This is a genomic window from Pseudomonas sp. BB438 (assembly GCF_057180225.1).
Genome location: NZ_CM170001.1, coordinates 916876 through 929018, shown reverse-complemented (window position 1 = coordinate 929018; position 12143 = coordinate 916876). Strand labels below are relative to the sequence as shown.

Below are 12143 nucleotides of genomic sequence, written 5' to 3'. Positions count from 1 at the left end.
CACGCCATGCGCTCCCGGCCCACCTTTCCTGATGACGATGCCGGAACACCCGCTACCCGCGGGTGGCGGGACGCCTTGCGCCCGCGTCCGGCACCGTGCCGTTCCAAGCAACCGTGAAACGCAATCGAGGGGAAACCCGTCATGGATTACAACTGGGACTGGGGCGTGTTCTTCAAGTCCACCGGGATCGGCGACGAGCGCTACCTGGACTGGTACATCACCGGCCTGGGCTGGACCATCGCCGTGTCGCTCGCAGCCTGGGTCATCGCCCTGGCGCTCGGCTCGCTGCTGGGCGTGATGCGTACCCTGCCCAACCGCTGGCTGTCGGGCATCGCCACGGCCTATGTGGAGCTGTTCCGCAATGTGCCGCTGCTGGTGCAGCTGTTCCTCTGGTACTTCTTCGTGCCGGACTACCTGCCGCAGCCGATCCAGGACTGGTTCAAGCTGGGCATCGCCCCGGAAACCTCGGCCTTCATCAGCGTCGTCGTGTGCCTGGGCCTGTTCACCGCCGCGCGGGTCTGCGAGCAGGTGCGCACCGGCATCCAGGCACTGCCCAAGGGCCAACTGGCCGCCGCCAGCGCCGTGGGCTTCCGCCTCCCGGCGATCTACCGCCACGTGCTGCTGCCGCAAGCCTTCCGGATCATCATTCCACCGCTGACCTCGGAATTTCTCAACGTCTTCAAGAACTCTTCGGTGGCCTCGCTGATCGGCCTCATGGAGCTGCTGGCGCAGACCAAGCAGACCGCCGAATTCAGCGCCAACCTGTTCGAGGCCTTCACCCTCGCCACGGCGATCTACTTCACCCTGAACATGAGCCTGATGCTGATCATGCGCTTCGTCGAGCGCAAGGTAGCGGTGCCCGGTCTGATCTCCGTGGGAGGTAAATGATGGACTTCAGCCAGATCGTCCCCGCCCTCCCCGGCCTGTGGGAAGGCATGCTCACCACCCTGCAGCTGATGGCGCTGGGTGTATTGGGCGGCGTGGTGCTGGGCACCCTCCTCGCGCTGATGCGGCTGTCCAACAGCAAGCTGCTGTCGAACATCGCCGGCTTCTACGTGAACTACTTCCGCTCGATTCCGCTGCTGCTGGTGATCACCTGGTTCTACTTCGCGGTGCCGTTCATCCTGCGCTGGATCACCGGCCAGGACACCCCCGTGGGCGCGTTCACCTCGTGCCTGGTGGCCTTCATGATGTTCGAGGCGGCGTACTACTGCGAAATCGTCCGCGCCGGCATCCAGGCCATCCCGAAGGGGCAGATCGGCGCGTCCTACGCGCTGGGCATGACCTACGGCCAGTCCATGCGCCTGATCATCCTGCCCCAGGCGTTCCGCAAGATGACCCCGCTGCTGCTGCAGCAGAGCATCATCCTGTTCCAGGACACCTCGCTGGTCTACAGCGTCGGCCTGATGGACTTCCTCAACGCCGCCCGCTCGCGTGGCGACATCATCGGCCAGCCCCATGAGTTCCTGATCTTCGCCGGTCTCGTCTACTTCGTCATCAGCTTCGCCGCGTCCCTGGGCGTGAAGCGCCTGCAGAAAAGGTTAACCGTATGATCTCCATCGATAACGTCAGCAAATGGTATGGCGACTTCCAGGTGCTCACCGACTGCAACACCCAGGTCGCCAAGGGTGAGGTGGTGGTGGTCTGCGGGCCGTCCGGCTCGGGCAAGTCGACCCTGATCAAGTGCGTCAACGCGCTGGAGCCCTTCCAGAAGGGCGACATCACCGTCGACGGCACCTCCATCGCCAACCCGAAGACCGACCTGCCGAAATTGCGCTCGCGCGTCGGCATGGTGTTCCAGCACTTCGAGCTGTTCCCGCACCTGACCATCACCGAGAACCTCACCATCGCCCAGCGCAAGGTGCTGGGGCGGAGCAAGGACGAGGCGATGGACAAGGGCCTGGCGCTGCTCGACCGCGTCGGCCTCAAGGCCCATGCGCACAAGCACCCCGGCCAGCTTTCCGGCGGCCAGCAGCAGCGCGTCGCCATTGCCCGCGCCCTGGCCATGGACCCGATCGTCATGCTGTTCGACGAACCGACCTCGGCGCTCGACCCGGAGATGGTCAACGAGGTGCTCGACGTGATGGTCCAGCTCGCCCACGAAGGCATGACCATGATGTGCGTGACCCACGAGATGGGCTTTGCACGCAAGGTCGCCGACCGGGTGATTTTCATGGACCGCGGACAGATCGTCGAAGACTGTCCGAAGGAAGAGTTCTTCGGCGACCTGCAGAACCGCGCCGAGCGAACCCAGCAGTTCCTCGCCAAGATCCTCCCGCACTAAACCGGGGGACGGCGCACCGTGTGGTACCCGAGCCAGTCCCTCGTCGCCCCCCGGCGTTGGGCTGGTTCGGCCCGGACGACTGTGCTGCAATGCGCTTCCAGCCCATTGCCGTCGCCGCTCACCGTGAAGCCACGCCTCGTGCGCAACTACCTGCTGCCCCTCCTGCTGCTCCTGCTCACGCTGGGCTTCGGCTATGGCGGCTACCTGATCAGCGAAGGCGCCGGCACCCGCAGCCTGATCGAGACCGGCGAACGCCAGCTCGAACTGCACGCCCGCGGCGTGGAAAGCGAGATCAGCCGCTACACCTACCTGCCCAGCCTGCTGGAACTCGAAGGCAGTGTCAGCCGCCTGCTGGTCGACCCGACACCGCTGCACCGCGACCGCGTCAACCACTACCTCGAAGGCCTCAACCGCCGCGCCGGCAGCCGTGCCGTGTACCTGCTGGACACCGCCGGTCGCGTGCAGGCCACCAGCAACTGGCAGGACGCCGACAGCTACCTGGGCGAAGACCTGTCCTTCCGCGCCTATTTCCAGGAAGCGGTGAACGGCCGCCCCGGCCGCTTCTACGGCATCGGCAGCACCACCGGCGAGCCCGGCTACTACCTCGCCCACGGGCTGGTCCACGGCGGCAGGATCGTCGGCGTGGCCGTGGTGAAGGTACGCATGGAGTCCCTTGAAGAGCGCTGGGAGAAGGCACGCCTGCAGGCCTTCGTCAGTGACGAGAACGGCATCATCATCCTCTCCAGCGACCCGTCCCTGCGCCTGAAAGCGGTGCGCCCGCTCAGCGAGCAGGACAAGGAACGCCTCGCCCGCAGCCTGCAGTACTACTGGTGGGCGCTCAACGAATGGCAGCCGCTGTCGCGCCACCCGCTCGGCGACGGCGTCGAGGAGATCAGCTTCCCCACGCAGACCGGCGACGGCCGCGCCGACAGCCACAAGCCGCTCGGCTACCTGATGCAGACGCGCCAGCTCAGCGACACTTCGTGGAACTTCACACTGCTCACGCCGCTGGCCGACCTGCGCCGCGAAGCCATGATCCACGGCATGCTCGCCGCCCTGGGCTTCGCCCTGTTCGCCTTCCTGCTGATCGCCTGGAACGAGCGGCGCAAGGTCATCGCGACCCGCCTCGCCGCCCGCGAGGCGCTGGAGCAGGCCAACAACGCCCTGGAGCGGCGTATCGCCGACCGTACCGCCGACTTGCGCGCCAGCAACCAGCACCTGCGCGAGCAGATCCGCGAACGTCGCCAGGCCGAAGACACCCTGCGCAAGGCCCAGGACCGCCTGGTGCAGGCCGGCAAGCTGGCGGTGATCGGGCAGATGTCCACCAGCATCGCCCACGAACTCAACCAGCCGCTGGCGGCGCTGCGCACCCTGTCGAGCAACAGCGTGCGCTTCCTCGAGCGCGGCAAGCTGGACATCGCCAGCAGCAACCTCGAAGCCATCGCCGAGATGGTCGACCGCATGGGCCGTATCACCGCCAGCCTGCGGGCCTTCGCCCGGCGCGCCGACGACCACGGCCAGGCGACCCTGAGCAAAGCGGTGGACGCCGCGGTGATGGTGCTGCAGGTCCGCCTGGCCGCCGTCCCGGTGACCCTGCACCGCGACTATGCAGACGCCCAGCTGGCTATCGACCAGACACGCCTGGAACAGATCCTGGTCAACCTGATCGCCAACGCCCTCGACGCCATGGGCCCGCAGGACGACCGCCAGCTCTGGCTGGAAGGCCACAAGGAAGGCGACGCCTACCGCCTGGTGGTCCGCGACAACGGCCCGGGCATCCCGCAGGACCAGCGCCAGCACCTGTTCGAACCTTTCTTCACCACCAAGCCCGGCGAACTCGGCCTGGGCCTGGGCCTGACCCTCTCGGCCAGCCTTGCCACCGCCGCCGGCGGCAGCCTCGGTGTGGCCTACCCGGAGGCCGGCGGCACCGCCTTCGAGTTGCACCTGCCGCTGCTACCCGCCATGGAGACACCCGCATGAGCGACCCATCCCTGCGCGTCCTGATCGTCGAGGACGACCCTCACGTCCGTCTCGGCTGCCAGCAGGCGCTGGCCCTGGAAGACATCGAGACCGACAGCGTGGGCAGCGCCGAGGAAGCGCTGAAGAAGGTCGGTGCCGACTTCCCCGGCATCGTCGTCAGCGACATCCGCATGCCCGGCATGGACGGCCTGCAACTGCTGGAGAAACTCAAGGCGCTCGATCCCAGCCTGCCGGTGGTGCTGATCACCGGCCACGGCGACATCGCCATGGCGGTCAAGGCCATGCGCGACGGCGCCTATGACTTCATGGAAAAACCCTTCTCCCCCGAGAAGCTGGTGGACACCGCGCGCCGCGCCCTGGCCCAGCGCGCCCTGACCCGCGAAGTCAGCCAGTTGCGTCGCCAGCTCGCCGGCAAGCAGGCCCTGGAAAGCCGCCTGATCGGCCGCTCACCGGCCATGCAAGCGCTACGCGAACTGATCGCCAATGTTGCCGACACCTCCGCCAACGTGCTCATCGAAGGCGAGACCGGCACCGGCAAGGAACTGGTTGCGCGTTGCCTGCACGACTACAGCCGGCGCCAGCCCAAGCCCTTCGTCGCACTCAATTGCGGCGGCCTGCCGGAGAGCCTGATCGACAGCGAGATCTTCGGCCACGAAGCCCATGCCTTCACCGGCGCCGGCAAGCGCCGGATCGGCAAGATCGAGCACGCCGACGGCGGCAGCCTGTTCCTCGACGAGATCGAGAGCATGCCGCTGAACCTGCAGATCAAGCTGCTGCGCGTGCTGCAGGAACAGCAGCTGGAACGCCTGGGCTCCAACGAACTGATCCGCGTCGATTGCCGGGTGATCGCCGCGACCAAGTCCGACCTCGCCGCCATGGGCCGTGAGGGCACCTTCCGCAGCGACCTCTATTACCGCCTCAACGTCATCACCCTGAACCTGCCGCCGCTGCGCGAGCGACGCGAAGATATCCTGATGCTCTTCGAGCACTTCCTGCAGCAATCCTCGCTACGCTTCGACCGCCCGGCACCGGCCATCGACAACGCCACCGCCGCCACCCTGATGGCCCACGACTGGCCGGGCAACGTGCGCGAGCTGCGCAACGTCGCCGAACGCTTCGCCCTTGGCCTGCCGGTGCTGGCCGGCGGCAACCTCGGCCCGGACGCTGGCGAGCCACGCTTCGCCGAGGCCGTGGAAGCCTTCGAGAAGAGCCTGTTGTCCACCGCCCTCGAACGCCACGCCGGCAACCTCAGCCAGGCCGCGCACGCACTGGGCATGGCCAAGACCACGCTGTTCGACAAGGTGAAGAAGTACGGCCTGTAGCGACAAGCTTCCCCCTGCCCCTGACAGTCACTCGGAAAAGGATTGGCAATGACTGAAGACGCTCTGCTGAAAGACATCTGGAAGATTCTCGAGCCCGTCCAGATCGAACACTTCGAGGTGGTGGCCGGCAAGGGCGAACCGGCTGCCCTGGAACGCTACGAACAGGAACTGGGTTTCGCCCTGCCGGAGATATTCCGCCTGCTGACGCTGTCGAAACTGGGCGGCCTCTACATCACCGCCCGCGACGAGTTCTGGCCGCCCGCCAAGGCCTATGACGTGGGCCCTGCCTGGACCTTCTGGCGCGGGCTGCTGGTGTTCGGGTTGGCCGAGGATATCCCCGACTGGCTGAGCCTGAGCCTGCAGCTCGCCGAAGTCCGCAGCCAGGGTATCGACGACTTCGCCCCGGTGCTCAAGGTCGAGAGCGATCCCCAGCGCTACGGCTTTCGCGCCGACGGCAGCCTCGCGCTGTTCGACGGCTACGAGGTGGTCGACTGTGAAGCAACCGACTTCCTCGACCTCCTCAAGCAACAGGTCGACAGCCTGATCGAGCGCATGGAGCAGATGCGCGCCCGCATCAGCGCGCGCTGAGCGGATCGCCAGGCGTCAGCGCGGCCGCGGCACCGCCGGTCACGCTGACGCAGGTCGTTGATCTCTGCGGCAGCCTCCCGGACACTATCGCCCTTCGAACCGACCGCACGAGCGGGAGCCATCATGTCCACCCAAGCCGAAACCCTCTGGAACCAGCTCTGCGCCGACGCTGGCGTCGATCCGCAGCAGCGCATGGCCTCCCGCCAGGCCATCCTCGCCGACAGCCACGCGCTGGACGCCACCGTCTACCGCCCGGACGACAATGACCCGGACGCCGAAGAACTGGACATGGGCGACGCCAAGATCCTCTTCCTCGGCCCGTTCGAAGCACCGGTCGAATGGGACGCCGCCGAACGCGAGGACTTCTTCGACGACGCCGACCCGGCGCTGTTCTTCAGCGTCCGCATCGAGTGCGAAGCCCAGCCGGGCAGCTCGGGCTTCTTCGTCCCCGAAGTGGGCGACTACCTGGCGGTGATGGACGGCGGCAAGATCCAGATGTACTTCCTCCACGACTGGCGCGAAGACGAAGACGGCTGCACCTGCGTACTGATCCGCGACGACATCCAGCTCTGAACCTGGCCGGCTTCCGCAATCCTGGGGCCGGTTCTGCCACTTCCGCGTCTATGACAGGCTGCGCCGCACGCTGCCCGGCGACACACCGATACAACGCTTGAACGCCCGGCTGAACGCCGCCTCGGACTGGTAGCCGAGGCGCTCGGCCAGCTCGGCGACGGTGATCTCCCGCTCCTGCAGCCAGCTCAGCGCCACGTGCATGCGCCAGCGGGTGACGTAGTGCATGGCCGGCATGCCGACCTTTTCGGCGAAGCGCGCTGCGAACGCGGAACGCGACATGGCCGCCGCGCCGGCCAGCGAAGCCAGGCTCCAGTCCCGCGCCGGGTCGCGGTGGATCAGGCTCAGTGCACGCCCCAGTTGACGGTCCTGCAGCGCACCGAGCCAACCGCTCTGGGCTGCCGGGTCCTGCTCGATCCAGGCGCGGATGGCCTGGATCACCAGGATGTCGGCCAACCGGGTGATCACCGTTTCGCCGCCGGGGCGCATGGCCCGTGCCTCGCTCTCCATCAACCGCAGGGTACTCATCAGCCACTCGCGCTGGCCGGGGTCGCGCACCTGCGCCTCCAGCACACGGGGTAGCAATCGCACCAGTTGCAACGCCGCCGGATGATCAAAGCGCACCGCGCCGCAGATCATCGCTGTCGACTCGCCAGCACCGCCCTGGCGCAGCACTTCGTAGCGGTCACTGGCGTAGGCGCGTGGCAGATCGAACAACCCCGCCGCCGACTCACCCGGCGCACTCACCAGCCGGTGGCCCTCGCCGTGGGGCACCAGCACCAGGTCGCCCGGCGCCAGGCGACGTGGCTCGTCACCCGCGGCTTCCAGCCAGCACTCGCCGACGGTCAGCACATGGAACATCAGGCACTGCGGCATGGCCGGCAGGTCCAGCCCCCAAGGTGCGGTGAACTCCGAACGGCAATAGAAGGTGCCGCTCATGCGCAAGAAATGCAGGGCCTCGCCCAGGGGATCGGTGGAAGCCCAGGCATCGGTCAGGTCCGGCGTGGCGGCAGGCGCGTTCATGGACTCGAGACTGCTCCGGCCGTGCGCCAACGTCCAGCACCTCTGGACGAATGAGCATGAAGTCTCGACTTGCAGGCATTAACCGTCCAGCCATTCAGCGAGAGACTGAATCCAGGCCAACGAATCCACGGCGGGCGCCGCGGGACGGCCAGCAGCGAGGACACCGTCATGATCACCGTAATGGGAGCCACCGGCCGTACCGGTTCGAGAATCTGCCAGAGCCTGCTGAACGCGGGCATCCCCGTCCGCGCCCTCGGGCGCAGCGCCGAACGCCTGGCGCCGCTGGCCACTGCCGGTGCACAGGTTGCCGTGGGTGAGCCGCATGACGCCGCCTTTCTCAGCGAGGCCTTCCGGGGCGCGGAAGCGGTCTACACCCTGCTCGCCTACGGCCCTGACACCGAGGACTACCGGCACCAGCAGGCCGCTCAGGGCGAGGCGATCCTCGCCGCGATCCGCGGCAGCGGCGTGCGCCGGGTGGTGTTCCTGAGCAGCGTCGGCGCGGAGGTTCCCTCCGGCACCGGGCCGATCATCAGCATGCACGACCAGGAACAGCGTCTTCGCCAGCTGCCACCGGAGGTAAGCCTGCTGATGCTGCGTTCCGGCGCACTGTTCGAGAACCTGTACGGCGCGCTGGAGATCGTCCGCACCTACGACTGCTACAGCGATGCCGTGGCGCCGGATGTACCGGTGCCGATGGTCGCCACCCGGGATGTCGCCGACGCCGCCACACGCGCCCTGCTGGACCGCGACTGGCAAGGCGTGGTGACCCGCGAAGTGCTCGGCCAGCGTGATATCAGCTACGCCGAGGCAACCCGGCTGCTGGGAGCGGCCATTGGCCGTCCGGACCTGCCTTACGTGCCGGTAACCCCGCAGGAACTGGCCGCCGCACTCCAGGAAGCCGGCTACTCCGCGAGCGTCGCCACCTGCTATGCGGAGCTGGGCGAGGCGATCAGCAGCGGGCGGGTTCATGCTCAGGAGGTGCGCTCGCCGCTGAACACCACGGCGACGCGCTTCGAAGACTTCGCCCAGACCTGGGCGGAGGCTTACCGGGCCCTGCCGTGAGGGACTGTTCCAGCCAGCCAACAGAACGTCGTACACATATCCCGGGAGCTGCTGGTGAACTTGGCGTGGGTCCGCTGTCTAGAGTACTCACTCATTTCCAAACGGCCGGACCACCGCCATGAGCCACGCTCCCGACAATCTCTGGGTCGATGTGGAGACCTGGTCTCCCTATCACCCGCAACGCATTCTCCATGGTCGCATCAGCCGCGCGGACTACCTCGCCCTGTGCGCCGGCCGCGCGCCCTTCGAGGTGCGTCTGGGCGACTGCCAGAGTCGCCACTGCCCTGCCGGTCCGGTGCTGGACCTGTTTCTCAGCGGCTCGCACATCCTCAATGTCACCGTGGCCGAGCAGGTGGCCTGACGTTCAACGGGATAGTCGCACAGGCCATTCAGAGGAACCTGACAGAGCCTGGGAAGAACGGACGCTAAGGTTCGCCACCTCTTCTCACCTCAGTCAGGCGACGTGGCAATGGACAGACATCTCAAGGTCGAAGTCGTGGTTCGAGCGCACCACCGCGAATCCTCCGTGCTCCAGGGCTGGATCAGCAGCGGCGATTACATCGCCCTGCGCGACGGCCCTGCGCCCGCGATCGTGCGCCTGAACGACTGTCAGTCCGACTCAGGGCTGGTTCAGCATCCGGAGGATCTGTTCCTGCGCAGCGCCTACATCCTCAGCATCGAGGTGATCGACCGCCTGCCCACACCTCAGTCGGCCATGCCGCGGTAGACATAAGTCATCGGTCGCGGGCCCGGCAGGTAGTCCTGGATCAGTTCGCGAAGGTGGAAACCGCCGGACTCGATCAGCGCCGGCATATCGCGATCCAGGTGGCAGCCGCCGGCCAGCGGTCTCCACACCGGTGTCAGCCGGTGTTGCCAGGCGCGCACGCCGGCATCCGGCGCCAGCCCGTGCTCACAGAAGAGGAATTCCCCGCCGGGCTTGAGTACCCGGCGCATTTCCTTCAGCGCCGAAACCGCATCGGGAATGCTGCAGAGGGTGAAGGTGCAGACGATGCTGTCGAAGCTGCCGGCATCGGCGCGGATCTGTCCCAGCTCCAGCGCCACCATGTCCACCGGGATACCGATTGCCTCGGCACGGCTGCGGGCAAGCTTCTGCATCTGCGCCGCCGGGTCGACGCCGACGATTGTCGACACTTTCGCCGGATCGTAGAACGACAGGTTCAGGCCGGTCCCCATGCCGATCTCCAGTACTCGCCCCCGCGCGCGAGGGACCAGCAGCGAGCGCTGCTTCATTACATCACCCATGCCGCAGGCGAAATCGATCAGTCGGGGCAGCACATAGCGGTCATAGAGTTGCATGGGCGATTCTTCCGTGGTTTCCGCCGATCCTAGCGGGCCTGCAGCGCGCCGGCACAGAGGCCGACAAGGGGATATCGGCCATTCTCGCGCACTGCCGGGTTGATCAACCTTCCCGCTCAGGCATAACTGCGGGGGCCCATTAGACGATTGTCGACAATTCATCAGATCTTGATTGACCAAAGGCTTTTCGGGGGGTAGCTTTCGCCGCACATCAAGAAGATTGTCGACACCATGAGCGATAGCCTGATTCTGCCCACCCCTGCCAGCGACGACGGCGAGACCCTGTCGGAACACGTGTTCCGCAAGATCCAGTCGGCCATCGTCAAGGGCGAAATAGCCCCCGGCAGCAAGATTTCCGAGCCGGAGCTGGCGCGCACCTATGGCATCAGCCGTGGCCCGCTGCGCGAGGCAATCCACCGCCTGGAGGGCCAGAAACTGCTGGTGCGCGTCCCGCACGTCGGCGCGCGGGTCGTCTCGCTCAGCCATGAAGAGCTGCTGGAACTCTACGAGATCCGCGAATCCCTCGAAGGCATGGCCTGCCGCCTGGCCGCCGAGCGCATGAGCCAGGCCGAGATCGACGAGCTGCGCCGGGTGCTCGACACCCACGAGCGCGACGAAGCGTTCCAGGCCGGACGCGGCTACTACCAGCAGGAAGGCGACTACGACTTCCACTACCGGATCATCCAGGGCAGCGGCAACCGCACCCTCACCCGCATGCTCTGCGGCGAGCTGTACCAGCTCGTGCGCATGTACCGCCTGCAGTTCTCGGCGACGCCCAACCGCCCGCGCCAGGCTTTCTCCGAGCATCACCGGATTCTCGATGCCATCGCCGACCGTGACGGCGAACTGGCCGAGTTGCTGATGCGCCGTCACATCGGCGCCTCGAAACGCAATATGGAACGTCACTACCTGGACGCCCAAGCCAAGACAGCCAACGAACGAGGTGAACAATGAGCTACAAGACCGCCGGCCAACGTTTCCGTGAAGCCCTTGCCGAAGAAAAGCCGCTGCAGGTGATCGGCGCGATCAACGCCAACCACGCGCTGCTGGCCAAGCGCGCCGGCTTCAAGGCCATCTACCTCTCCGGTGGCGGCGTGGCAGCGGGCTCCCTCGGCCTGCCGGACCTGGGCATCAACACCCTGGACGACGTGCTCACCGACGTTCGCCGCATCACCGACGTCTGCGACCTGCCGCTACTGGTCGACATCGACACCGGCTTCGGCCCCAGCGCCTTCAACATCGAGCGCACCGTGAAAAGCCTGATCAAGGCCGGTGCCGCTGCTGCCCACATCGAGGACCAGGTGGGCGCCAAGCGCTGCGGTCACCGTCCGGGCAAGGAAATCGTCTCCGTGGACGAAATGGCTGACCGCGTGAAAGCCGCCGCCGACGCCAAGACCGACCCGAACTTCTTCCTGATCGCCCGCACCGACGCCATCCAGGCCGAGGGCGTGGACGCCGCCATCGAGCGCTGCCTGCGCTACGTCGAGGCCGGCGCCGATGCGATCTTCGCCGAAGCCGCCTACGACCTGCCGACCTACAAGCGCTTCGTCGATGCGCTGAACGTGCCGATCCTGGCCAACATCACCGAGTTCGGCGCCACCCCGCTGTTCACCCGTGACGAGCTGGCCTCGGTCGGCGTGGCCATCCAGCTGTATCCGCTGTCCGCCTTCCGCGCTGCCAACAAGGCCGCCGAAGCCGTGTACACCGCGATCCGCCAGGAAGGCCACCAGCAGAACGTGATCGAACTGATGCAGACCCGTGCCGAGCTGTACGACCGCATCGGCTACCACGCCTTCGAGCAGAAACTCGACGCGCTGTTCGCTGCCGGCAAGAAGTAATGAACGAGCTCGTTCGGGCCGCGCGGCCCGAACGATCCGCAGGGTACGAATCGTCTCGAAGGTGACTCACCCTGCAGCAGAAGCACCCCAGGTAATCCGACGCCAAGGCGTCGGCCGCCGACCAGATTCGAACCGATATCCCGGCCGCGCCGGGAACAA

The 12143-nt window shown here is 66.5% G+C and carries 14 protein-coding genes; 12 read left to right on the top strand and 2 right to left on the bottom strand.

Features of this window, described 5'->3' with window-relative positions:
* The first annotated feature begins 141 nt into the window (after positions 1-141).
* The 7 genes from AC1ZV1_RS04515 to AC1ZV1_RS04485 all read left to right on the top strand — a co-directional run bounded on the left by AC1ZV1_RS04515 (position 142) and on the right by AC1ZV1_RS04485 (position 6747).
* Positions 142-888: an amino acid ABC transporter permease gene (locus AC1ZV1_RS04515; RefSeq protein ID WP_484295690.1), complete on the top strand. Its 747-nt coding sequence runs from the start codon at positions 142-144 to the stop codon at positions 886-888.
* Positions 885-1553 carry an amino acid ABC transporter permease gene (locus AC1ZV1_RS04510; protein WP_484295689.1) on the top strand — a complete coding sequence of 223 codons (669 nt, stop codon included), beginning with the start codon at positions 885-887 and terminating at the stop codon, positions 1551-1553. Before AC1ZV1_RS04515 ends, AC1ZV1_RS04510 begins: the two co-directional genes overlap by 4 nt.
* On the top strand, positions 1550-2284 hold the full coding sequence (locus tag AC1ZV1_RS04505) for an amino acid ABC transporter ATP-binding protein (protein ID WP_484295688.1): 735 nt from the start codon (positions 1550-1552) through the stop codon (positions 2282-2284). The genes AC1ZV1_RS04510 and AC1ZV1_RS04505 overlap by 4 nt, the downstream gene beginning before the upstream one ends.
* An 81-nt stretch (positions 2285-2365) precedes the next feature.
* Positions 2366-4264: a sensor histidine kinase gene (locus AC1ZV1_RS04500; RefSeq protein WP_484295687.1), complete on the top strand. Its 1899-nt coding sequence runs from the start codon at positions 2366-2368 to the stop codon at positions 4262-4264.
* On the top strand, positions 4261-5586 hold the full coding sequence (gene aauR / locus AC1ZV1_RS04495) for a two-component response regulator AauR (RefSeq protein WP_484295686.1): 1326 nt from the start codon (positions 4261-4263) through the stop codon (positions 5584-5586). The genes AC1ZV1_RS04500 and aauR overlap by 4 nt, the downstream gene beginning before the upstream one ends.
* A gap of 48 nt (positions 5587-5634) precedes the next feature.
* On the top strand, positions 5635-6174 hold the full coding sequence (locus AC1ZV1_RS04490) for a hypothetical protein (RefSeq protein ID WP_484295685.1): 540 nt from the start codon (positions 5635-5637) through the stop codon (positions 6172-6174).
* 123 nt (positions 6175-6297) lie between these two features.
* Positions 6298-6747: a hypothetical protein gene (locus AC1ZV1_RS04485; protein WP_484295684.1), complete on the top strand. Its 450-nt coding sequence runs from the start codon at positions 6298-6300 to the stop codon at positions 6745-6747.
* Positions 6748-6795: 48 nt separating this feature from the next.
* On the opposite strand, the gene AC1ZV1_RS04480 is transcribed toward AC1ZV1_RS04485, so the two are convergent.
* The gene (locus tag AC1ZV1_RS04480; protein ID WP_484295683.1) at positions 6796-7767 is read right to left on the bottom strand and encodes an AraC family transcriptional regulator; all 972 of its coding nucleotides are present in this window, start codon (positions 7765-7767) and stop codon (positions 6796-6798) included.
* A 168-nt stretch (positions 7768-7935) separates the two neighbouring features.
* On the opposite strand from AC1ZV1_RS04480, the gene AC1ZV1_RS04475 reads away from it, so the two are divergent.
* The 3 genes from AC1ZV1_RS04475 (at position 7936) to AC1ZV1_RS04465 (ending at position 9556) form a co-directional block, all read left to right on the top strand.
* A complete protein-coding gene (locus AC1ZV1_RS04475) occupies positions 7936-8829 on the top strand; it encodes an NmrA family NAD(P)-binding protein (protein ID WP_484295682.1) in 894 nt (297 codons plus the stop codon).
* Positions 8830-8947: 118 nt separating this feature from the next.
* A complete protein-coding gene (locus tag AC1ZV1_RS04470; RefSeq protein WP_484295681.1) occupies positions 8948-9190 on the top strand; it encodes a hypothetical protein in 243 nt (80 codons plus the stop codon).
* 108 nt (positions 9191-9298) lie between these two features.
* Positions 9299-9556, top strand: coding sequence for a hypothetical protein (locus AC1ZV1_RS04465; protein WP_484295680.1), 258 nt, complete (start codon positions 9299-9301; stop codon positions 9554-9556).
* Here AC1ZV1_RS04465 and AC1ZV1_RS04460 read toward each other — a convergent pair.
* Positions 9535-10146, bottom strand: a complete 612-nt coding sequence (locus tag AC1ZV1_RS04460) for a class I SAM-dependent methyltransferase (protein ID WP_484295679.1) — start codon at positions 10144-10146, stop codon at positions 9535-9537. The two genes, AC1ZV1_RS04465 and AC1ZV1_RS04460, sit on opposite strands and share 22 nt — an antisense overlap.
* 231 nt (positions 10147-10377) lie before the next feature.
* On the opposite strand from AC1ZV1_RS04460, the gene AC1ZV1_RS04455 reads away from it, so the two are divergent.
* Both AC1ZV1_RS04455 and prpB read left to right on the top strand, forming a co-directional pair.
* Positions 10378-11100 carry a GntR family transcriptional regulator gene (locus tag AC1ZV1_RS04455; RefSeq protein WP_081517269.1) on the top strand — a complete coding sequence of 241 codons (723 nt, stop codon included), beginning with the start codon at positions 10378-10380 and terminating at the stop codon, positions 11098-11100.
* Positions 11097-11984, top strand: a complete 888-nt coding sequence (gene prpB, locus AC1ZV1_RS04450) for a methylisocitrate lyase (protein WP_416745912.1) — start codon at positions 11097-11099, stop codon at positions 11982-11984. The genes AC1ZV1_RS04455 and prpB overlap by 4 nt, the downstream gene beginning before the upstream one ends.
* The last annotated feature ends 159 nt before the right edge of the window (positions 11985-12143 follow it).

Excerpts from the sequence above, each read along its gene's own strand:
- AC1ZV1_RS04460 (WP_484295679.1), bottom strand. The coding sequence starts at position 10,146 with ATGCAACTCTATGACCGCTATGTGCTGCCCCGACTGATCGATTTCGCC.
- AC1ZV1_RS04485 (WP_484295684.1), top strand. The coding sequence starts at position 6,298 with ATGTCCACCCAAGCCGAAACCCTCTGGAACCAGCTCTGCGCCGACGCT.
- AC1ZV1_RS04475 (WP_484295682.1), top strand. The coding sequence starts at position 7,936 with ATGATCACCGTAATGGGAGCCACCGGCCGTACCGGTTCGAGAATCTGC.
- prpB (WP_416745912.1), top strand. The coding sequence starts at position 11,097 with ATGAGCTACAAGACCGCCGGCCAACGTTTCCGTGAAGCCCTTGCCGAA.
- AC1ZV1_RS04470 (WP_484295681.1), top strand. The coding sequence starts at position 8,948 with ATGAGCCACGCTCCCGACAATCTCTGGGTCGATGTGGAGACCTGGTCT.
- AC1ZV1_RS04505 (WP_484295688.1), top strand. The coding sequence starts at position 1,550 with ATGATCTCCATCGATAACGTCAGCAAATGGTATGGCGACTTCCAGGTG.
- AC1ZV1_RS04490 (WP_484295685.1), top strand. The coding sequence starts at position 5,635 with ATGACTGAAGACGCTCTGCTGAAAGACATCTGGAAGATTCTCGAGCCC.
- AC1ZV1_RS04515 (WP_484295690.1), top strand. The coding sequence starts at position 142 with ATGGATTACAACTGGGACTGGGGCGTGTTCTTCAAGTCCACCGGGATC.
- AC1ZV1_RS04455 (WP_081517269.1), top strand. The coding sequence starts at position 10,378 with ATGAGCGATAGCCTGATTCTGCCCACCCCTGCCAGCGACGACGGCGAG.
- AC1ZV1_RS04480 (WP_484295683.1), bottom strand. The coding sequence starts at position 7,767 with ATGAACGCGCCTGCCGCCACGCCGGACCTGACCGATGCCTGGGCTTCC.
- AC1ZV1_RS04465 (WP_484295680.1), top strand. The coding sequence starts at position 9,299 with ATGGACAGACATCTCAAGGTCGAAGTCGTGGTTCGAGCGCACCACCGC.
- AC1ZV1_RS04510 (WP_484295689.1), top strand. The coding sequence starts at position 885 with ATGATGGACTTCAGCCAGATCGTCCCCGCCCTCCCCGGCCTGTGGGAA.
- aauR (WP_484295686.1), top strand. The coding sequence starts at position 4,261 with ATGAGCGACCCATCCCTGCGCGTCCTGATCGTCGAGGACGACCCTCAC.